Here is a 20,824-nt window from a genome sequence, read left to right as displayed (position 1 = left end):
GGCGCCGGCGGATCGCGTCGGTGCCTAGCTCGCGTAACCCCGTTCCAGCGATTGCCGCTGCCGGTGCCGGTCCAGCGCCAGATCGACGAGACGCGTCAGCAGCTCGCCATACGGCACGCCCGAGGCTTCCATCATCTTCGGATACATGCTGATGGACGTGAAGCCGGGGAGGTTGTTGATCTCGTTGAAGCAGAACTCTCCGCCCTGCCGGTCGAGGAAAAAGTCGACGCGCGCAAAGCCGCTGCATTCGAGCGCCGCAAACACCCGCGTCGCCAGCGACCGCACGCGCTCCATCTGTGCTGCGTCGAGGTTGGCCGGAAGGTCGACCCGGGCGCCGTCGGGATCGAGATACTTTGCCTCGTATGAATAGAACTCGTGATGGGCATTGGGATTCAGCTCGCTGGCGAGGCTCGCGAACAGCGTCTCGCCCTCGAGCACCGCGACCTCAATCTCGCGTGCGTCGATGCCCTGCTCGACCAGAACCTTGACATCGTAGCGAAACGCATCATCGAGGGCGGCTCCGAGCGCATCCCAATCCTTCACCTTGTGAATACCGACGCTGGAGCCCATGTTGCACGGCTTGACGAAGACCGGGAGGTTCAGCCCCTCGACCGCCTTCGCAAGAGACGCGGACCGGTCCTGAACGAAGGCCTTGCGGGTGAGCACGCGATAGGGCGCGACCGGAATGCCGGCGAACTCGGCGAGCCGCTTGGCGACGTCCTTATCCATGCTGACGGCGGAGGCGAGGACGCCGGATCCGACATAGGCGACGTCGGCCAATTCCAGGAGGCCCTGCACGGTGCCGTCCTCGCAAAGCGGCCCGTGGATCACCGGAAAGACGACGTCGATCTCGCGCGGGTTCATCGTCCCAACGGAAATCGGCATGAGAGTGACGCGCCCATCAGGTTCTCTGGCGAGCCGTATCTCCGGCGCGTCGGGCAGGATCGGCAAGGACGTCGTCTGCGCCAGATCGAGCGCACCAAGATCGTTCCATTGCCACCGACCCTCCTTGTCGATGGAGACCGGGATCACCTCGAAGCGGGTGCGGTCGAGATGCCTGAATACGGAAGCCGCCGATTTCAGCGAGACCTCGTGCTCGCCGGACCTGCCGCCATAGAGAACAACGACGCGAATTTTGTCTGCCAATATTTTCTCTGTCATGGCTCAATTATGACGTGCTCTGTCCGAAAGTCACCTCTGTTGCCCGGTTGGCGCATCGGCGCAAACAGTTGGGCGCCGGCGAGGCACGCCGGCGCCCTGTCCGCAATCAAAGGCCGATGCCCTTCAGCCCGGCCCCGCGCCTTGCGTCGCCGTGTACACCGCATAGAGCGACTGGCTCGCGGCCATGAACAGGCGGTTGCGCTTGGGGCCGCCGAAGCAGACGTTGCCGCAGACTTCGGGCAGGCGGATGCGGCCGAGCAGCTTGCCCTCCGGTGACCACACCGTCACGCCGTTGTAGCCGACCGCGCGGCCGGCATTGCTGGAGGCCCAGAGATTGCCGTTGACGTCGCAGCGCAGGCCGTCGGGTCCGCACTTCACGCCGTCGATCACGCAATCGCTGAACTTCCTAGGGTTGGAGAGCTTGTTGTCCGTGCCGACGTCGAAGACAAAAATCTCGCCCTTGCCGCCGGGGCCGGTGTCACCCGGTCCCTTGCCGGTCGAGGCGATGTAGAGCTTCTTGTAGTCGGGTGAGAAGCACAGGCCGTTCGGGTCGGGCACCTGATCCTCGGTGACGACGAGATCGATGCGGCCGGAGGGGTCGATGCGGTAGCAGTTGGTCGGCAGCTCGCGCTTTCCCGGCACGAAGCCGGCGGGCTGTCCGATGCGCGGATTGAGCTTGCCGCCCGCATTGCTCGGCCCGCCCGCGACGTCAGGCTCACCTTCATAGAGCTGGCCGCCATAGGGCGGATCGGTGAACCAGTAACTGCCGTCGGGATGCGCGACGACATCGTTCGGCGAGTTCAGCTTCTTGCCCTGATAGGAATCCGCCAGCACCGTGGCGGTGCCGTCATGCTCGTAGCGCGTCACCCGGCGCGTCAGGTGCTCGCAGGAGAGTTGGCGGCCCTGGAAGTCGAAGGAGTTGCCGTTGGAATTGTTGGAAGGCGAGCGGAATACGCTGACGCGGCCGTCGTCCTCGGTCCAGCGCATTTGCCGGTTGTTGGGAATGTCGCTCCACAACAGATATCGGCCCTGTGCGCTCCAGGCCGGGCCCTCGGCCCATAGCACGCCGGTATAGAGGCGCTTGATCGCGGTGTTGGGCTGCGCGAGATCTTCGAAGGACGGATCGACCGCGATGATGTCGGGGTCCCAGAAATAGGTGGTCGGCGCGCCGTTGGGGCCGAAATCGCGCGGCGGAGTGGTGATCGTCGTCGGTGGAGCGGCAGGCCCGGTCTGGGCCAGCGCGGGGCCGGCCATTGTGGCGGCGGCGCCGAGCGCCAGTCCCCGGACAAGTGTTCGTCGTGAAAGCGCAGCATTCTGCTCCTGCTCAGGAGCCTCCTGGCGTGTCATCGCGTCCTCCCGGTTATGTTCGGCTGGCCGGTTGATCCGGCCGAGCGGCGCGAAGGTTAGTCCGGTCCGGTGACAGTTGCGAGGGGGAGGTTCGCATCCTCTGCGCGATGTCGCGAGAGCGCCGCAACATCGCCGCATTGCAGCCTTGCAAGGTGCAGGGCGACAATTCGCCTCGCCCGCGAGCTGTTAACCGGTGCCGGTTTTGAGACCTGTCAAGCCTTGACCTCGCGCGCGATGCTGGCAGAACGGTGTGCGGGGGAGAAGAGGCCGGAACTCATGGCGGTAGCTGTCGTCGTATTGGTTATGCTGCTCGCGGCTGCGTTCGCCGCCGGCTATTTCACCCGCGCCCACGTCTCCCGCAAAAGGCGGGCCGAAGCACGCCGCTGGCGCGAATATACCGAGCCGGATTGGCTCAGCGCCAACGCGCCCGCCAACACCAATGAGGTCACGAACAAGGCTGCGCCCGTGGTCACCGGCGAACTCGGCCAGATGCTGGATCGCTGGGAGAGCAGGGCCCGCGCCCGCCGCGCGGGATAGCTTGACGTTGTTCCCCAGTTCGGATTTAGCGAAGCACAATCCGGGGCCTTTGTATCGCAAGGACGCGGAGGCTACCGCGAACTCTCCGACATCACCGTAACCCTGAGGTGCGCGCCCTGCACAGCAGGGCGGGCCTCGAAGGGCGACGGCCCGGATGCATCCCGGCCGTTCATCTTTCGAGGCTCCCGGCGCGATGCTGATTGCATCGCGCCACTCGCACCTCAGGATGACGGGGCTGATAAGGACGCTTGCTGAGGGGATGCGATCGACCTGCAACCAGGTCAGCTATCCTGACCATCTTTTGGCGTTGCAGTTGCGCCCGTTTCTCGTCTAGAAACAGGCCCATCGGGCCTCCCGGCAACCAACCGTCAACGGTTTTGGCCGAAGATTTGAGGGCTCAAAAGGGTCTGGCAATGCTGATTCGCGGCCAAATTGATGGGATTTCGCAGGAGGTGGCTCTGGCCGCCGCCACGATCCCGGCCGCGCTGCCCACCCTCCTTCTTGGCGGGCTTCTTCTTAGCTGCCCCTGAGGGCCGGCTGGGCGCAACGCGCCTGGGCGCTCAGGGGTTGGTCGAGATCACCGGACACCTCAAGCGCCAACGGACCAAGACGGTCTGAACGGCGCAAAAGCTCAAAAGGAATTTGAAATGGCCACCGTGAACAAGTCCGAGAAGGACCGCGTCATCATTTTCGACACCACGCTGCGCGACGGCGAGCAGTGCCCCGGCGCTACCATGACCTTCGAGGAGAAGCTCGAGGTCGCCGAGCTGCTGGATGATATGGGCGTGGACGTCATCGAGGCCGGCTTCCCCATTACCTCGCAGGGTGACTTCGAAGCGGTGAGCGAGATCGCCCGCCGCTCCAAGAACTCGGTGATCGCCGGTCTGTCGCGCGCGCATCCAGCCGACATCGACCGCTGTGCCGAGGCCGTGAAGTTCGCCAAGCGCGGCCGCGTCCACACCGTGATCGCGACCTCGCCGTTGCATATGCGGGTGAAGTTGAACAAGACGCCGGAAGAAGTGCTCGAGACCTCGGTCGCCATGGTCGCGCGCGCCCGCAACCAGATCGACGACGTCGAATGGTCGGCCGAGGACGGCACCCGCAGCGAGATGGACTTTTTGTGCCGCATTGTCGAGGCCGTCATCAAGGCCGGTGCGACGACCGTGAACATCCCCGACACCGTCGGCTATACGGTGCCGGAGGAATACACCCACTTCATGAAGACGCTGATCGAGCGCGTGCCGAACTCGGACAAGGCGATCTTCTCCGTGCATTGCCATAACGACCTCGGCATGGCCGTGGCGAACTCGCTGGCCGGCATCGTCGGCGGCGCGCGTCAGGTCGAGTGCACCATCAACGGCATCGGCGAGCGTGCCGGCAACGCTGCGCTCGAAGAGATCGTGATGGCGATCAACGTCCGCAACGACAAATTCCCCTACTGGAACAAGATCGACACCACGCAGCTGACCCGCGCCTCGAAGGTGGTGTCGGCGGCGACCTCGTTCCCCGTCCAGTACAACAAGGCGATCGTCGGCCGGAACGCCTTCGCGCATGAGAGCGGCATCCATCAGGACGGCGTGCTGAAGGACGCCTCCACCTACGAGATCATGCGGCCCGAGATGGTCGGCCTGAAGCAGTCCTCTCTGGTGCTGGGCAAGCATTCCGGCCGCCACGCCTTCGTGCACAAGCTGGAGGAGATGGGCTACAAGCTCGGCCCGAACCAGCTGGAAGATGCGTTCACGCGGATGAAGGCGCTGGCCGACCGCAAGAAGGACATCTACGACGAGGACATCGAGGCACTGGTCGACGAGGAGATGGCGGCCTCGCACGACCGCATCAAGCTGACCTCGCTGACCGTGATCGCCGGCACCCATGGCCCGCAGCGTGCGACCATGAAGCTCGACGTTGACGGCCAGATCAAGATCGAGGAGGCCGAGGGCAACGGTCCGGTCGATGCCGTGTTCAACTGCATCAAGCGCCTGGTGCCGCACGAGGCCAAGCTCGAACTGTACCAGGTCCACGCGGTCACCGAAGGCACCGACGCGCAGGCGGAAGTCTCGGTGCGGCTGTCGCAGGACGGCCGCTCGATGACGGCGCGTGCGGCGGACCCGGATACGCTGGTGGCCTCGGCCAAGGCCTATCTCGGCGCGCTCAACAAGATCGTCATGAAGCGCCAGCGCGACACGGTGACAACGGCGGCGGCGAGCTGAACGCTCACGTTCCGGATGAAACGGCGGAAACGCGGTGCCCTCGGCACCGCGTTTTTCGTTGATCGCCCACGCCGGCGTTTCTGCTCGGATACCGCATTTTTGCAAGGAGACCCCTGCTAAGGGGCAATGGCGCCTCAGCCTGCTTCCCTATAAATCTGGCTCCCAAGAATTTAAGGTTTGGGGCCGGCGGTCCGCGCCCCACAAAAACGTACTGGAGGAAGCATGCGGAAACTCATTTGGGCTGCGGCATCGATTGCGGCTTTGGCGCTGACCGGGCCGGCATCGGCGCAATCGCCGATCATCATCAAGTTCAGCCACGTCGTCGCCACCGACACGCCGAAGGGCAAGGCGTCGGAGAAGTTCAAGGAGCTCGCCGAGAAGTACACCGGCGGCAAGGTCAAGGTCGAGGTCTACCCGAACTCGACGCTCTACAAGGACAAGGAAGAGCTCGAGGCGCTCCAGCTCGGCAGCGTGCAGATGCTGGCGCCGTCCAACTCCAAGTTCGGCCCGCTCGGCATCCGCGAGTTCGAGGTGTTCGATCTGCCCTACATCCTTCCCGACCTGAAAACGCTGCGGAAGGTGACGGAAGGCCCGCTCGGTGCGCGGCTGCTCAAGCTGCTCGACACCAAGGGCATCACCGGCCTTGCCTACTGGGACAACGGCTTCAAGCAGATGAGCGCGAACAAGAAGCTGATCGCACCCGCCGACTATCAGGGCGTCAAGTTCCGCATCCAGTCCTCGCGCGTGCTGCAGGCCCAGTTCAAGGCGCTCGGCTCGCTGCCGCAGGTGATGGCTTTCGGCGAGGTCTACCAGGCATTGCAGACCGGCGTGGTCGACGGCCAGGAGAACACCTGGTCGAACATCTATACCCAGAAGATGCACGAGGTGCAGAAGTACATCACCGAGAGCAATCACGGTTACATCGGCTACGTCGTGATCGTGAACAAGAAGTTCTGGGACGACCTGCCGGCCGACATCCGCGACCAGCTGTCGAAGGCGATGAAGGAAGCGACCGATTACAACAACGCGCAATCGCAGAAGGAGAACGACGACGCGCTCGCCGAGATCAGGAAGAGCGGCAAGAGCGAGATCCTCAAGCTTACGGGCGAGCAGGACGAGGCGATGCGCAAGGCCATGGAGCCGGTCTACAAGGATGCCGCGAGCCGCGTTGGCCAGCCGCTGATCGACGAATTTCTGAAGGAAGCCAAGAGCACGACGAACTGACTCGCGCGACGCGTGGACATATAATGCATGAACAAAAGGCTTCCGTGCCGGCACGGAAGCCCCTTTTGTTGCAAATCGTTTCAGCCTGCATCTGAACAGGCATTCACGGTAGTTACATCTCTGTAAGAACGGCTTCCTGTCCAAGTTGTAAGTTGCGCGTCAGCCTTCTCGCGCTCATCCTCACGCGCATCCTTCCAGAGGAGGTACGTCATGAGGAAGTTCACCATCGCCGCCATCGCCGTGCTCAGCATTGCCGGCTCGGGCGCGGTCTATGCCCAATATCATCGCCCGTGGATGGAGCACTTCCGCCACATCCGCATGAACCCGGAAGACCGCGCCGCCTTCGTCGACGCGCGGATCGCCGCCGTCCATGCCGGGCTGAAGCTCAACGCCGATCAGGAAAAGCTGTGGCCGCCGGTCGAGGCCGCCGTGCGCGACTTCGCCAAGCTGCGCATCGATCGCGCCAATGCGCGCATGAATGCCGGCCCGGGTGATGCCGGGAGCGCCGATAAGCCGGACGATCCGATTGCCCGCCTGCGCCAGCGCGCCGAGGACATGGGCGCCAGCTCCGCCGCCCTGAAGAAGATCGCCGATGCCGCCGATCCGCTCTACAAGACCCTCGACGAGGGTCAGAAGCGGCGCCTCGCCGTGCTGACCCGCCACCGCGGCCCGTTCGGCGGCGGCGAGGACGGCCCGCCCCGCCACTTCATGGAACGGGGCATGGACCGGATGATGGAGAGGGGCATGGAGCACTTCCACCGTGACCGTTTCGACCGCGACGGCGGCCCGGACCGGGACCGCGAGGGCCGGCTCTGAGCGAGTCCGGGATTTCCCGGGGATTAGCCTTGGCGAAGCCGCTGGAATCCAGCGGCTTTTCGCTTTTTCGGGGCTGTGGAAGAACCTTGGAAAACATGCGCTACATCGCTTGCCAGACCCGGATCGCTTTGCTAAACGACCGGCCTCGCAAGGCTTTGACCGGCCTTCGGGCGCATAGCTCAGTTGGTAGAGCAGCTGACTCTTAATCAGCGGGTCCCAGGTTCGAGCCCTGGTGCGCCCACCATAGCGAGATCAATTGCTTAAAGCGATTGCACATCGGAACGGACCTTTTTAGTTGGGAAATCTCGCTACGATTGCTTGCGATTTCGCAGGCTAGTCTACGATTTGTTGCGATCAGTTGGGCGCTTCATGGAGCGGTGACAATAGCCTGCTGATGACCCACGTCAGCTCTTCGAATTCGAAAGCGGCACGCTGGATCCGTAAATTGCGAACAACCGATGATTCGCACCGACGGAAGCGACGGGCCAAGAGGCGAACTTCCGCGTGTAAACGAGCGCCCCGACGCGCTCTTGTGTCAGCTTCGAGTGACGCGAGTTCGCATCGAGAGGCTAGTTCCACCGGTGGCCGTCGTGCCCGATCCGGTTGCAAGCCCCGCGATCGGCGCGCGTTCATTGACGTAGCTGGTGCAGCAGCTCCGCAACACGTTCATCTGCGCGACGCAGGCGGCGACAGAGCTCGCGGTTAACATTTTGAAGCACTATGATATAGGCGGGCATGTCAGCCTTATAATAGGCGTACAGGTTCTTGGCTGTCAGCTCGTAGAGCACGGCTGGCGTCGTTGCCGTGACCGTGGCCGATCGATTTTGCATTTGGATCAGGGTCATCTCGCCAAAGAAATCCCCTGGCCCGAGATCAGCCGTGTGAATGAGCTCGCCTGAATGTCCTTGCCTGCGTACCTCAAGCTCTCCTGAATGGACGACAAACATCGAACGTCCGGGATCGCCTTCAGCGACAACGATCTGGCCTGCCTGAACCCTGCGCTCGACCAACATGGAGAGCAACAAGTCGAGACTCGTATCTGAAAGGCCACCGAAAAAAGGTGTCGCGAGCAAGAACGCTTTCAGATCGGGCGAGCTGACAGCCATCAGAATACTATACGCCGCTGCTTCAACCGCAATCAATGCATCTTTCCGGCACGGCTTGCGCGCAGCCGAAAATGAAGGAGGCCGCCGAACGAGGCGACCTCCAATTGCAGCTTGGAAGAACTAGCTCAGAACGGCGGCTGCCCCGGCCCCGAGCCCGGGCCAAACGGGCCGCGCAGGTTACCCGGGCCCTGCAAACCGCCAGCGATGAAGCCGCCGACCCACAGGACGGCGTCCTTGATGGCGCCGCCGATGGCGCGGAAGGCGTCGCCGAGCCAGTTGCCGCCGACGACCGCTTCAAGTTCCGCATCGTTCAGTTCGATGATTTCCGGTTTTGCATGTTCCAGGTTCAGCATTTTGGTCGCTCCTCTTCAGATGATGTGTTGATGAAACGTTTGAACGTGTGGTTCTCAGCGGTGGAAGATGCCACCAGGCAACCAGGGGTTCGGCCCGGCCGGCTGATGGGTCGTGATCTTTCCATCCACAATCCAGGGACCAATGCAGCCTCCATCGTTGATGAAGCCACCGCACACGGACTCCAATTCACGGTCGTCCAGCTCTCTACGGTCTCGATTGCTGCGCTCAATCATTTCTGTCTCCCGCTTGCCAACGAGGGGCCATCCCCTCTCATCCGGTGGTCGCAGGAGTAGCGCGGGCGGTTTGTTTAGGCTGTGATATCCATCACAGAGGCAAGCGGCTGCTTTTCTTCCGCGAAATGAGAACCGGTTTCGCAACTGCACTGCGGTTCCAGAGCCTGTAGATATCGACCGAGGGTGCGGAAGAACGCACGATTTGGGCTAGCCTCCGACGCCTAACCGGGCTTGAGCTGTTTCTCGGCGCGAATGGATCGGGGGTACCGCGATTAAAGCATCTGCCGCTGTGCAAACGCCGAAAAAGCACCGGCGGCGGCGGTCAACTCCTCGAACGTGCCGCTTTCGACGATCTTGCCGTCGACCAGCACGATGATCCGATCCGCTCTCTTCACGGTGCTCAGCCGGTGAGCGATGACGATCCGAGTGACATTCAAATTTTCCAGGGCATCGCTAACGATGGCTTGGGATCGATTGTCGAGGGAGCTCGTCGCCTCGTCGAACAGCAGGACGCGTGGGCGTCGCGCGATGGCGCGCGCGATCATGATGCGCTGACGTTGTCCTCCTGAAAGCGTACTGACGCCTTCGGCCATCTGGGTCAGCATGCCCATCGGCATGGCCTTGATGTCCTCTTCAATGCCGGCGAGCCGGGCGGCTTCCCAGGCCTGATCGAGCGGCAGTCGAAGTCCGCCACAGATATTCTCGTAGATGCTCCCGTTAGCCAACCTGGCGCTCTGCAAGACGACACCAAGCTGTCGCCGTAAGCCGCTTGCATCCAGCGTCTCGATTGATTTTCCGTCGTAGAACACTGCGCCCGATTCCGGTCGCTCGAACCCCAGCAGCAGCCGGAACAGGGAGGATTTGCCACTTCCGGATGGACCTACGAGCGCGACGTATTCGCCCGGCGCGATCTTTAATGTGACGTTGTCGAGCACCAGAGGGCCGCTCGACAGATACCGGAACGACACGCGCGCAAGCTCGATCGAACCGGACAGTTCTCCCGGCGCCTTGCGCTCATCTGAAATCTCCGTCGGGCTCGCGATCAGAGGCCGCAACCGGAGCATCGGTGGTATTGCGATCAGCGCCTCACTCACGCCGCTCGCCCAGGAGCCGACGGCCCCCATCGATTGCCCGAAGGCGGAAAAGAACGCGAAGAACGTGCCGAGATCCGTGAGCAGGTTGCTGTTCGAATAGGATGCGTAGGCAAATATGATCAGCGTCGCGAGGGTTGGAAAGGCCGTCTCGAATGCGCCGAGGCCGTTGCCAGCAACTTGCGAGGAGACAAAATATTGCTTTTGGGTCGCGAACTGCTTCGACCAAATTCCGAGCGCGCGCCCGGTCGCTCCCGACACGCGCAACTTGCCGACACCCATCAGCAACTGGAGGACGAATCCGCTGACCTTGCCCTGCTGATTGAAGTGCTTGTTCTCGTAATAGAGCCGCAGCAGGTTAGTGAAAATGATGGCGGCCGCCCTGACGAATGTCAGCCCAATCGCGAGCAAGGCCAGCTTCGGGCTGTAGTAGACCATCAAGCCGAGGCTGAAGATGCAGAATAGGCCTGCGATCATGCCGCGCAACGCGTGGCCTGTCAGCGCACGCCGCGCGGCGTCGATGCCCATCGCGCGGTCCACCAGCTCGCCCGCCGTGAATTCCCGGAAGACCGCGGTGGGCAACCTGAGCAGACGATCGATCAACGCCGACTGCAATCGCCAGTCGATCGTCGCTTCCATGCGGAGCATGACAAGCCCCTGCATGACTTGGACGCTGGCTACCGCCAGTGCCGTCAGGCCAAGCGCGAGAGCGCAGAACACGAGCTGGTCGAGCTCCGATCTCGGGATGATTGAGCTGATCAGCAGGTTGGTGACAAAGGGAGTCGCCAGCGACAGAAGCCCGATCATCACGACCGCCAATGCGATGCGCAGACCGCTGCCACGCGCATAGCGTAGGGCAAATTGAAGAAGATCCCTGAAATTCAGGGAGCGTGACGGCAGCGGCGGATAGAACATCGCCGCGTCCGAAGCGATCTGCGCCGCGACGGCGCGATTGACCGGCCGACGCGCTTTCGTCAGCGGATCGATCATGATGTAGCCGCGGCGCGGCTCGTAGACCAGGGCGACCGGATCGCGCTTCTCGCCAAACCAGCCGACCAGTGGGCCGGCGTCGGTTCGCCACCAGCGCGACCGCAGCAGGACTTGCCGCAGCCGAAGACGGGCATCGAGCGCGATTTGCGTCAGGTCAGCGAATTCCTGCCGGCTGCCATCGATTCGACCGGGGACCGCGATAGGCGTGCGCATAGCGCTTCCGACAAGTTGGCAGGCGCCGGCCAGCCGGTCGGAATACGATGCATCGACCGAGTCATGATCAAAGCGCCGCCCGATGATGCCTGACAGGCGGTCGAAGGCTTCCATCGACTGCGACGCCGCAAGAGCATTCCGGCTCGCCAAACGCTCACTCTCGGCGAGCCTTTCATGCTCCAGAATGCGCTGGACGCAGGTGACGAAGCTCTGGTGGAGCTGATCGATTGCCGGCCAGATCGAGGCGGGCGCAACGCCTGTTGCGGTCACGCTGCAGCCTTCCGGGCCCGCCTCGACCCATAAGCCCGAGGTCAGCGGCAGCGGCCGGCTTCCGGCCCCATAAGAAACGGCGACGCCCATCAGATTGAGGTCGCCGCGCTCCACCGTCAGCCAAAGTAGTCCACGCATGGGTCCCCGGCCGCATTCGTTCGGGGACAATCGGGCTTCGCCCTCCGGCAACTCGGCCATCTGCCAGTGCGGCGCAGGGCCTGCGACGAAGCGCGCCAACCGTTCGATCCAGCGCGTGGCCTGAGCTGCCGAGAGATCCGACCTGGATCGCGCTGACGCGCGCGTTCCGTCGGTGCCGACTGCGATGAAGCTGACGCTGTGTGCTGCGGATGTCGCGAGCGCCTGGAGATCGGGGATAACATCGCCGCTTTCGATTCGAAACAGATGGTGTCTGCTTCCGTATTCGCCATCGTCGACATCGACAGCAAAGATGTCGAGATGACCGGCGATGACCTCCAGTACATGGCCGCGGTGATTGAGGAGGACGGGCCTGCGACCATCGAGCGCCATATCGACCGGAAGCTCCGTCGAGAGGAGGCTCGCGCCCGACACGATGTTTTCAGCCGAACGGGTCATTCCTGGGACACCAGCCTTGCGTATTCGCCGGCGAGGGCGAGGAGGCTCTCGTGCGTCCCTCGCTCGACAACCTTGCCTTGCCGTAACACGATGATCTCGTCGCAATCCCTGATCGTGCTCAGACGATGCGCGATGATGATGCAGGTGCAGCCGGAACGGCGCAAATTATCGTCGATCGCCTTCTCTGTGACCGGATCGAGCGCTGCCGTGGCTTCATCGAGAACGATGACGGAAGGGCGGCCGACAAGAGCACGCGCGATCTCGATGCGCTGGCGCTGCCCGCCGCTGAAATTCGTTCCACCCTCGCTGACGTAAGTATCGTAATTGCCGGCCCTGATGGCGATCTCACCCTGGATCTGCCCGTCTTGCAGCGCCCTGGTCAGATCGACGTCCGGCGTCGTCCGGTCCCAGAGCGTGAGATTGTCTCGCACCGTGCCCTCGAACAGGAAGATATCCTGGTCCACATAGGCTACGGAGTTGGCGAGGATCTCGGGCGGCACGTCCCCAAGCGGGGCCCCGTCGATCAGGATCTCCCCGGACCACGGCCTGTTGAGGCCGCAAATCAGGCGACCAAGCGTCGATTTGCCGCTTCCGGACGCGCCGACAATCGCCACCCGCGATCCCGGGCTGATGGCAATCGAAAGATCGGAGATCAGCGGAGGCTCGAGCAGCGAATAGCCGAATTGTACATTCCTCAGTTCGACGCGTCCGGCGAGCTTAGCTGGGAAACGCTTTTCGGATCCGCCTTCCTTCGGCTTGTCGCCGAGCGGATAGTTGTAGACGTCTTCGAGGCGGTCGAGCGCGCCCCGGATCAACTGAAAGCCGCTGGCCTGATTGACCAGCGCCGAAACAGGCTCCGAGAAGCTTGCCATCAGCGCCTGGAACGCGACGAGGCTGCCGAGCGTCAGCGAGCCTTCAATCACCCGCAAACCTCCGAAGCCGAGGATCGCCGTCATGGTCAATCCGGAGATCAGCGTCGGGATCATGTCGAGCATGATCGACGACGAGGCGAGGTCGCGCTCTGCATTGAGAAGCTTGGCCTGAATGCCAGACCACTGCCCGAACGCCTCGTCCTCGAGGCCACTTGCCTTGATCGTCTCAATGCTCCTGACGATGCTGACCACCGCTCCCAGCAACTTTCCGCGTTCTTGCGAGAGCCCGCGGCTGAGATCTTCCCGTCGTTGATGCGACAGGCGCAAGAGCAGCACGTTGAGCAGAGACAAGGCAATACAGATCGCCGCAAGCCAGAGATCGTAGACCGCCATGGCCAGCGCGAAGAACACGACGGAGGTGAGGTTGAGCGCATTCGCGGCAATGCCGCCTGCAAGCAGTCGGGCAATCTGCTCGTTGGCCGCAACGCGCGTCGCGATATCGCCGGCGTGGCGCTGGGTGAAGAATTCCATCGGCAATGCCATCACCCGCCAGAGGAAGCGGCTGATCATCACCACCGAGAGCTTCGTCTGCAGCCGCAGCAACAGTGATTGCTGGAGCAACACCAGAATAGTGCGGATCAGTGCGGTGGCGGCCATGCCGACCAGGAGCGGACGCAACCATCCATCCAGATGCTGGATCAGGATGTCATCGACGAAAATCTTCGAAAAGCTCGCGGCCACGAGACCCGGAAGAACCATGACGAAGCTGAGCAGGAGAAGCAGCCCGACAGCTGCCTTCGATCCACGCAGTTCTCGGACCAGCAGGCGCAGTCCGCCAGGCTTGCTTCCTTGCGCAATGAACCCGGCGGTCGGCTCAAAAACGAGTACGACGCCGGTGAAGCTCCTGTCGAGCTCGTCGAGACCGATTCGCCTTCGCCCAAAGGCCGGGTCGTTGATGTACGCGAACTTTCCGTCGAGCCCCTCGAGAACGACGAAATGATTGAGATTCCAGTGGATGATGCAGGGCGTGGGCGTCGTGCGCAGCGTCGTGACCTCCTGCCGAAAGCCCTTGGCGGACAGGCCGAAGCGGCGCGCCGCCCTGACGACGTTGCTCGCCTTGCTGCCATCGCGCGATACGCCGCATTCGACGCGCAACTGCTCGAGCGGCACCCAGCGGCCATAATGCGCCAGCACCATGGCGAGACAGGCCGCGCCGCATTCCGCCGCTTCCATCTGCAGGACGGTGGGTGTCTTCTTGACCCCCGGAGAAGGCTTGGCAGGACTATCCATCGATCCCGGTCAGCTTCCTGATGAGAGGAACAACGAGATCCAGCGGACGCCGGTTTCGGGTGGTAATTTCGGCCTGAACGAGCGTGCCGCTGGTCAGATGAACCTGTGGTCCCTTGCCGACGGCCCATCGATAGCCGCTCGGCGTCGTCTCGTCCCGCTCCAGGGATACGGCCACGGCATAGGGCGCGCCGTCATGGGAGAACACCTTAACCAGCTGGTCGTTATGGAGCACCGCGGTCATGCCCTGCGGCGTGACGGGAAACTCCGACACGCTGGAGACGGTCCCGATCATCGTGCCGAACTCCTCGCGCTTGACAGTGCTGGGCGCGATGCGCACCTGCGAGCCCGGCTTGACGCTCTTGCCCTGCTCGGCGGGGATATAAACCACCGCCTCGACCTTCGAGCCCTCGTCTTCAATCAGAACCACCGGCGTGCCGACGGCGAGCACCGAACCGGTCGATATCTTGATCTCGAGCACGCGCCCCGCGATCGGACTGAGAATCTGCGAATTGCGCCCCAGGGTGCCGGCGAGTGCCTGCATCTCGCGGCGAGCATTATTGGCCGCGAACTCGGCCTGCTGCAATTCATGCTCCCGCTGGGTTTGGAGATCGGATTTCTGTGCGTGCAGCTTGAGGATCTCGTTTTGCGAGTCCATCCGACGCTGCTGCGCCTCGGTCAACTCGAGACGGCGATCATCCAGCGTCTTCCGCGTGGTCAGCCCCTTGGCCATGAGCTGCTCGAGATTCTTCACGTCGATATCCAGCGACTGAACGCGCTGCCCGGTCGCTTCGATGACCTTGTTGAAGGCGGCCTCGAGCTTTTCGAAATTGGAGGCCTTGGCCGCGAGCTCCGACCTCACGTTAGCGGCCATGTCGTCATGCTCGCGCTGACGCTCCTTATAGGTCTCCACCGCATTTGCGTACTTCTGCTCGATGTCGGTCTGCGAGATCTGGGCAATCAACTGCCCGCGTTCGACATGATCGCCGACGGAAATGCTGAGCGAAGCGAGCCGTCCTTCCGCGGCAGAGACTGCATCGATGACGCGTCCGCTGCCGACCAGAATTCCCTGTCCCGACACGCGGGAGGGAATCCGGCCGTAGATCCCCCAGATCAGCGCCGCAACCAGTGCGACCGTGACAACGGCGGCCAGGATCCAGTCGGCGGGCTTGGTGATCGCGACAAGATGGTCGAGTTCGTCTGGAGACGCCGCGCGCTGCAACGCGCTTGCACGAAAGATATGTTCGGGGCCGTCGGTCACGCTTCAAGTCTCCGCAAATGATCCCGGCACAACCACTTTCTGTTCGTCAAAAAATAACTTGGAACTTCCGGAGTAGGCTCCGATGATACATAGGAGTGAATTGTCCTACAACGGGTCGCGATCAATCCTGGCGTCTGAGGCGGGCGCTGGCGGAAATACGATTGAGCGATCTCTTGTGCGGCGCTAAGCTATCGCCAATGATGGGACTGGACTGCCGGCCGAGCCTTCGAGCGCGTCAAATGATATCGCAACCGGATAGCGTGACACCTGCCGCGGCAGCTCGTGTGGTTGCAAATCGACTGGCGTTGCAATGCCTGGGGTTGCTGCTCGCGACGAAGATGTGCTTGGCCGGCGTCCTCAGTCCCGCAGACCTGAAGCGAGTCGAAGATCTCAGGCCAATGTTTGCAGGCTTGATGGCGGACCTCGTCCAAACTTCCAAACGGACCGATATACCCGCTGCGGACGCGGATTGCGTTAAGGCCACGGTCCAAGATCTCGCGGAGATTTCTCAAGAGCTGTCCAGTTTCGAATATCTGATTACGATCGAGAAGGAATTGACGAGCGTTGGCGACAACGACCCAACCCGCGATGTGGTGAAATTTGCCATAGAGCAGTCGACCAATATTCTGACCAGCCAGCGCAGAAAGATCGCGCAACTTCCCGATCAGTGCGCGAGGTCAGCTCTAGGGTTGGTAAAGGCCCAGCAAGCAATACAGGTCATCGACGCGACGACCGGGATCCTGAGTTCAATTCGTTCCCGGCTTTGAGGCGTCTGCGCGTTGACCGCGTTCTCTTCCGGAAGTGGATGCCTATTCGAACCGACGGCCGCGCCAACGCGCCGCCCGTCCCCGCCGTGGTTCCTGTGATTCGAATCACAGTCTGAGCAAGCTGCCCGCGGTACTCCTGCGACCACCAGATGAGAGGGGATGGCCCCTCGTTGGCAAGCGGGAGACAGAAATGATTGAGCGCAGCAATCGCGACTGCAAAGAGCTGGACGACCGTGAATTGGAGTCCGTGTGCGGTGGCTTCATCAACGATGGAGGCTGCATTGGTCCCTGGATTGTGGATGGAAAGATCACGACCCATCAGCCGGCCGGGCCGAACCCCTGGTTGCCTGGTGGCATCTTCCACCGCTGAGAACCACACGTTCAAACGTTTCATCAACACATCATCTGAAGAGGAGCGACCAAAATGCTGAACCTGGAACATGCAAAACCTGAAATCATCGAACTGAACGATGCGGAACTCGATGCGGTCGTCGGTGGTAACTGGCTCGGCGACGCCTTCCGCGCCATCGGCGGCGCCATCAAGGGCGCCGTTCAGTGGGTCGGCGGCTTGATCTTTGGCGGCCTGCAGGGCCCCGGCAATCTGCGCGGCCCGTTTGGCCCGGGCTCGGGGCCGGGGCAGCCGCCTCTCTGAGCTGGTTTTTTCCTGAGTTGCTCGCGAATTGGAGGTCGCCACGTTCGGCGGCCTCTTCCGCTTGGATCTAAAGCTCCGTCCGCATCTGACGCCAGACCTGTCGGTTGGATTGCCGATGAGTTGCTCCAGTCGTCCGGAAGCTAAGCAGGTGCGGAATGTTGCCCAAGCGCACTTGAATTGAGAGACTGTGCACGTCTTCGCAGACTCCAGGCCCCGATGCGAATTGGGTGCCCCCGGGGGAGGGACGTGATGGGTGTCACGGTGTGCCGGAGCAGGATCTGTTCAGATCCGTTCCAGAAAACTTGAGGAGCATCCAGATGAACAGCGAACTGAACCTGCGTGAGCTGGAGACCGTGTGCGGCGGAGCGCGCAACAGTGACGATGCCCGCGTAAGAGCCTTTCTCAACGCCTTCCACGAGACAGTGGAGGCGGGACAGGCCGCGGCAACGCTCGAACTGGCCCGAAGCCAGGGTTGCCTCGGCCCGACCTATGGAAAAATCTGAAGGAGCCTCCGATGCGTTCGGCCAGAGAACTCACGGATCACGAAATTCGCGATGTCAGCGGCGGCATGAAAGCTGACACGGGAGTCAGAAACCCAGATGTCGTCGATGCACGGGGTGGCTCGATGGTGATCTACGGGGTACGGCTCACTTACGATCAGAATGGGCACTGCAGCAGCATTGCCCCGGTCAAGACGTAGTGCTGAGTTGCCAGCGTCGGCAAATCTCAAAGTCGAGAGCGAATGGACGTCAAAATCTCCTCCATCACATCCACGAATTGAGGCGCCTGCTGCGATTTGGCCGTTGCCGGTGCGGGGCCAACGTTTAATCGACCCTGTCCACAAGCCCGTCACATCGTAGTCTAGGACCAGCCTCCATATGCGGTGAAACGCTGACGGCTACAGGCCTCCTGCGGGAGGCCTTAAGCTTTTTGGCGCGACGTCGAGGAATCGAGTTTCGCCGGCGCGACAGGTCCAGCGGCAGCATTGGGTGAGGCGCATCACGGACGCTCCCGTCCACTGCGTCCAAAATGCCCTCATTCAACACCCGCACTCCAAAGTGCCAATCACAGGAGAGAGCAATGAGCGACATGGCTATCCAGGAACTGAGTTCCAATGAACTGGACCAGGTTGTCGGCGGTAAGCTCACGGTGGTTGCCGAGAAGGGTTATGTCGGCATCGAAATCTCTGTCGGCGGCTATGGCGTGGCGGTATGGGCAACCCAGGGTTCGCTGTGTGGCCAGGTGGTGACTCCGAAGAGCAACAATTCCGGGTGTATACCGTAGCCGCGTGCTCGGCAGGCCTTGGAAGCCCGGGAAGTCGCCGATCTGGATTCTTGTAGATCCTTCGCGACGGGCCGTTCGGAGTTTGCTCAAGAAAGACGTTCGTGCCGAAATCGAAATCTTGTAGTGGACGTCGATGGTTCATTTGGAAGCCAGCGCTTGGAAGCACCGCTTTGTCGCGGGCTATGGCGAATGGCCGGTTGGATTTCTCACTGTAAGCTATTGATCCGCAATGGATGGATTTTTGTACAGTTGGAGAATTTTCCTTGAAGAATCAACGCTCGCAGCCTGTCTCTTAATCAGCGGGTCCCAGGTTCGAGCCCTGGTGCGCCCACCATTTCAAAGCCCTGCCGCGGCAGGGTTTTTTCGTATCCCGCTCCAGAACAAAATGCGTCCCGTGCGACGCTTTGGTGGTCGTACGTCGTTGCACGGCCAGATTGCTGTGTGGCTTGGTCCTGTACCGAGCCCATCCCGCTGCGCGGCACAGCTCCTCGGGAGGCGAAAGAGGTCCTAGCCCATTGGTGCCTGGCCGGATCAGGCTCGATGCGGTCATTCTTTCAATGTCAGTCGCATCGATTGTGCGGTGCCACTTCAGGACGAACGGAGCATCCTCTCGATCTTCCTGATCTCAGTGCGCAGCGTAGGCGCAATCTTCTCGATGCGATCTGGCGATAGCCGACTCTCGATGGCCGCGATGCTGATCGAGCCGGCAAGACCGCCATCGGCATGACGCACAGCCATGCCGATCGCCGCGATGCCGGGAGCGCGATGGGGATTGATCGCATAACCGCGGCGGCGCGCGGCCGCCACGAGTTCTGCAAGTTGTCCCGCCGTCATGTCGCCGTACTCCACAAGGCGCGGTGCGTTGAACTTGAGAATGCTCTCGGCCTCCTCTTCTGGGAGTGCGGCGAGCATCGCGATGCCGCCGCAGCCGACCCCGAGGGGCATCCTGCTTCCGACTTCGACGGTGAACGCCTTGATCGGAAAGCTACCGGCCTTGCGTTCGATGCAAAGCGCGTCGTTACCGCCACGCACGGCAAGAAACACGGTATCGCCTGTTTGCTCCGCGAGAAACTCGATCGCCTGACGCGCGATTTCGCGCAGATGAAACCGCGGCTCCGCGAGCAGGCCGAGCTCATAGATGAACGGGCCGAGATAATAGCGGCGCGTGGCTTCGTTCTGACTGGCCATGCCTTCGGCGATCAAGCCCTGGAGGATGCGATGGGCCGTCGGACGCTCGAGCCCAGTCTCGCGGGCGATGTCGGCCATGCGCGCGCCCGACTGGCTGCGGATCGCGAGCGCACGGAGCACTGCGGCCGCGCGGCCGATGCTCTGCGTGCCGGTTGGCTTGATGGCCTCATTCTTCATTGTTAGTCCAATATGTGGAACATAATTGCGATGCGACGAGGCGGCGCGAGAAATGAGGGATACCTTTATCTATAGAATCTCTTGACTCGGTCGGTCATTCGGTTCCAGAACGCGCCTCACACCGCGAATATAAATAGTCCATAATATGGACATGTCAAGCGACGGAGGAAATGAGCGATGAGCCGGTGCTGGTTGGGGAGGTTGGTCTTATTGGTTCTGGTGTGGGGCGGCTCCGCAGCCATGGTTCAAGCCGATCCTTTTCCGTCGAAGCCAATTCACCTCGTGGTGGGGTATGCGGCTGGCGGTTCGACCGACGTCGTCGCGCGCATCGTGGGGCAGCAATTGTCCGAGGTCCTCGGTCAACCCGTGGTGATCGAAAACCGGCCGGGCGCGGGCGGAAGCATTGCATCGGCTCAGGTGGCGCGGTCCGCACCCGACGGCCACACGATCTTCATGAGCACGATCGCCAACACCATCAACACCAGCCTCTATCCGAAGCTGCCTTTCGACTTCGCCACGGATCTTGCGCCGATCAGCCTGGTCGCGACGGTGCCGAACGTGCTGGTGGTCAATCCACAGGTTCCTGCTGCGAACCTGAAGGAGTTCATTGCGCTTGCGAAGAGCAAGCCAGGTCAGATCAACTTCGCGTCCTCGGGGGCCGGGTCATCGATTCACTTGAGCGGCGAACTGTTCAACATGGTCGCGCAGGTGCAGCTCGTGCATGTGCCGTACAAGGGTAGCGCGCCGGCAGTCGTGGATCTGATCAGCGGCCAGGTCCAATCGATGTTCGACAATCTCTCCTCGTCCTTGCCCTACATCAAGGCCGGCAAGCTGCGCGCGCTTGCGGTGACGAGCGCGCATCGCTCGGCGGCGGCACCGGACATTCCGACCATGGCGGAAGCCGGCCTGCCTGGCTGCGAGGTGACGTCCTGGTTTGCGCTGGTGGCGCCGGCGAAGACGCCGCAGGCAATCGTCGCGCGTCTCAACGCGGAGCTTGGCAGGATTCTGGCCGAACCCCGCGTCAAGGCCCGCCTCGCGGAGCTCGGTGCCGATGCCGCGCCGAGTACGCCGGAAGAGCTGGCCGAATTGATTGCATCCGAAACGAAGAAATGGGCCGGGGTCATCAAGGCCTCGGGGGCCAGCATCGAATGACGTTCGAACAGCAAAGTGTCACAGCACGTTTTCAAGAG

20 protein-coding genes and 1 tRNA gene are annotated in these 20,824 nt (G+C 62.0%); 12 read left to right on the top strand and 9 right to left on the bottom strand.

Annotated elements, in window-relative coordinates; translation table 11 throughout:
• Positions 1-24 precede the first annotated feature (24 nt).
• Positions 25-1,146, bottom strand: a complete 1,122-nt coding sequence (locus tag JQ635_RS12645) for a D-alanine--D-alanine ligase family protein (protein WP_211410180.1) — start codon at positions 1,144-1,146, stop codon at positions 25-27.
• A gap of 138 nt (positions 1,147-1,284) precedes the next feature.
• Positions 1,285-2,508, bottom strand: a complete 1,224-nt coding sequence (locus JQ635_RS12640) for an SMP-30/gluconolactonase/LRE family protein (RefSeq protein WP_211410179.1) — start codon at positions 2,506-2,508, stop codon at positions 1,285-1,287.
• Between the two features lie 276 nt (positions 2,509-2,784).
• Here JQ635_RS12640 and JQ635_RS12635 point away from each other — a divergent pair, with 276 nt between their 5' ends.
• The 5 genes from JQ635_RS12635 to JQ635_RS12615 all read left to right on the top strand — a co-directional run bounded on the left by JQ635_RS12635 (position 2,785) and on the right by JQ635_RS12615 (position 7,539).
• Positions 2,785-3,045, top strand: a complete 261-nt coding sequence (locus JQ635_RS12635) for a hypothetical protein (protein WP_246583479.1) — start codon at positions 2,785-2,787, stop codon at positions 3,043-3,045.
• 647 nt (positions 3,046-3,692) lie between these two features.
• Entirely contained in the window at positions 3,693-5,255 is a 1,563-nt protein-coding gene (locus tag JQ635_RS12630) for a 2-isopropylmalate synthase (RefSeq protein WP_211410178.1), read from the top strand.
• 222 nt (positions 5,256-5,477) lie between these two features.
• Positions 5,478-6,479, top strand: coding sequence for a TRAP transporter substrate-binding protein (locus JQ635_RS12625; protein ID WP_211410177.1), 1,002 nt, complete (start codon positions 5,478-5,480; stop codon positions 6,477-6,479).
• Between the two features lie 210 nt (positions 6,480-6,689).
• Entirely contained in the window at positions 6,690-7,295 is a 606-nt protein-coding gene (locus JQ635_RS12620) for a Spy/CpxP family protein refolding chaperone (RefSeq protein ID WP_211410176.1), read from the top strand.
• 168 nt (positions 7,296-7,463) lie between these two features.
• A tRNA-Lys gene (locus tag JQ635_RS12615) sits at positions 7,464-7,539 on the top strand.
• A 385-nt stretch (positions 7,540-7,924) separates the two neighbouring features.
• Here the strand turns inward: JQ635_RS12615 and JQ635_RS12610 are convergent.
• The 6 genes from JQ635_RS12610 to JQ635_RS12585 all read right to left on the bottom strand — a co-directional run bounded on the left by JQ635_RS12610 (position 7,925) and on the right by JQ635_RS12585 (position 15,566).
• Positions 7,925-8,401: a cyclic nucleotide-binding domain-containing protein gene (locus JQ635_RS12610; protein WP_211410233.1), complete on the bottom strand. Its 477-nt coding sequence runs from the start codon at positions 8,399-8,401 to the stop codon at positions 7,925-7,927.
• A 125-nt stretch (positions 8,402-8,526) separates the two neighbouring features.
• Positions 8,527-8,754 carry a hypothetical protein gene (locus JQ635_RS12605; RefSeq protein WP_211410175.1) on the bottom strand — a complete coding sequence of 76 codons (228 nt, stop codon included), beginning with the start codon at positions 8,752-8,754 and terminating at the stop codon, positions 8,527-8,529.
• A 54-nt stretch (positions 8,755-8,808) separates the two neighbouring features.
• Complete coding sequence (locus tag JQ635_RS12600) at positions 8,809-8,988, bottom strand: hypothetical protein (RefSeq protein ID WP_211410174.1); 180 nt, start codon at positions 8,986-8,988, stop codon at positions 8,809-8,811.
• Between the two features lie 272 nt (positions 8,989-9,260).
• Positions 9,261-12,146 carry an NHLP bacteriocin export ABC transporter permease/ATPase subunit gene (locus JQ635_RS12595; RefSeq protein WP_211410173.1) on the bottom strand — a complete coding sequence of 962 codons (2,886 nt, stop codon included), beginning with the start codon at positions 12,144-12,146 and terminating at the stop codon, positions 9,261-9,263.
• Entirely contained in the window at positions 12,143-14,308 is a 2,166-nt protein-coding gene (locus JQ635_RS12590; RefSeq protein ID WP_211410172.1) for an NHLP family bacteriocin export ABC transporter peptidase/permease/ATPase subunit, read from the bottom strand. The genes JQ635_RS12595 and JQ635_RS12590 overlap by 4 nt, the downstream gene beginning before the upstream one ends.
• A complete protein-coding gene (locus JQ635_RS12585) occupies positions 14,301-15,566 on the bottom strand; it encodes an NHLP bacteriocin system secretion protein (RefSeq protein WP_211410171.1) in 1,266 nt (421 codons plus the stop codon). The genes JQ635_RS12590 and JQ635_RS12585 overlap by 8 nt, the downstream gene beginning before the upstream one ends.
• A 161-nt stretch (positions 15,567-15,727) precedes the next feature.
• Between JQ635_RS12585 and JQ635_RS12580 the strand changes: the two genes are divergently transcribed.
• The 6 genes from JQ635_RS12580 (at position 15,728) to JQ635_RS12555 (ending at position 18,269) form a co-directional block, all read left to right on the top strand.
• Positions 15,728-16,333 carry a hypothetical protein gene (locus JQ635_RS12580; protein ID WP_246583478.1) on the top strand — a complete coding sequence of 202 codons (606 nt, stop codon included), beginning with the start codon at positions 15,728-15,730 and terminating at the stop codon, positions 16,331-16,333.
• A gap of 190 nt (positions 16,334-16,523) precedes the next feature.
• Positions 16,524-16,703, top strand: a complete 180-nt coding sequence (locus tag JQ635_RS12575; RefSeq protein ID WP_130364843.1) for a hypothetical protein — start codon at positions 16,524-16,526, stop codon at positions 16,701-16,703.
• Between the two features lie 54 nt (positions 16,704-16,757).
• Positions 16,758-16,985 carry a hypothetical protein gene (locus tag JQ635_RS12570; RefSeq protein WP_211410170.1) on the top strand — a complete coding sequence of 76 codons (228 nt, stop codon included), beginning with the start codon at positions 16,758-16,760 and terminating at the stop codon, positions 16,983-16,985.
• A gap of 317 nt (positions 16,986-17,302) precedes the next feature.
• Positions 17,303-17,488, top strand: a complete 186-nt coding sequence (locus tag JQ635_RS12565; RefSeq protein WP_136615294.1) for a hypothetical protein — start codon at positions 17,303-17,305, stop codon at positions 17,486-17,488.
• An 11-nt stretch (positions 17,489-17,499) separates the two neighbouring features.
• Entirely contained in the window at positions 17,500-17,685 is a 186-nt protein-coding gene (locus JQ635_RS12560; protein ID WP_211410169.1) for a hypothetical protein, read from the top strand.
• Between the two features lie 380 nt (positions 17,686-18,065).
• Positions 18,066-18,269 carry a hypothetical protein gene (locus JQ635_RS12555; RefSeq protein ID WP_211410168.1) on the top strand — a complete coding sequence of 68 codons (204 nt, stop codon included), beginning with the start codon at positions 18,066-18,068 and terminating at the stop codon, positions 18,267-18,269.
• A 588-nt stretch (positions 18,270-18,857) separates the two neighbouring features.
• Here the strand turns inward: JQ635_RS12555 and JQ635_RS12550 are convergent.
• Entirely contained in the window at positions 18,858-19,634 is a 777-nt protein-coding gene (locus JQ635_RS12550; protein ID WP_211410167.1) for an IclR family transcriptional regulator, read from the bottom strand.
• Positions 19,635-19,874: 240 nt separating this feature from the next.
• Between JQ635_RS12550 and JQ635_RS12545 the strand changes: the two genes are divergently transcribed.
• Positions 19,875-20,786 carry a tripartite tricarboxylate transporter substrate binding protein gene (locus tag JQ635_RS12545; protein WP_211410166.1) on the top strand — a complete coding sequence of 304 codons (912 nt, stop codon included), beginning with the start codon at positions 19,875-19,877 and terminating at the stop codon, positions 20,784-20,786.
• Positions 20,787-20,824: the final 38 nt, after the last annotated feature.

Origin of the sequence: Bradyrhizobium iriomotense (genome assembly GCF_018130765.1) — a bacterium.
GTDB lineage: Bacteria > Pseudomonadota > Alphaproteobacteria > Rhizobiales > Xanthobacteraceae > Bradyrhizobium > Bradyrhizobium iriomotense_A.
Note: the sequence above shows the minus strand (reverse complement) of the source record. Positions and strands in the feature narration are given on the sequence as shown.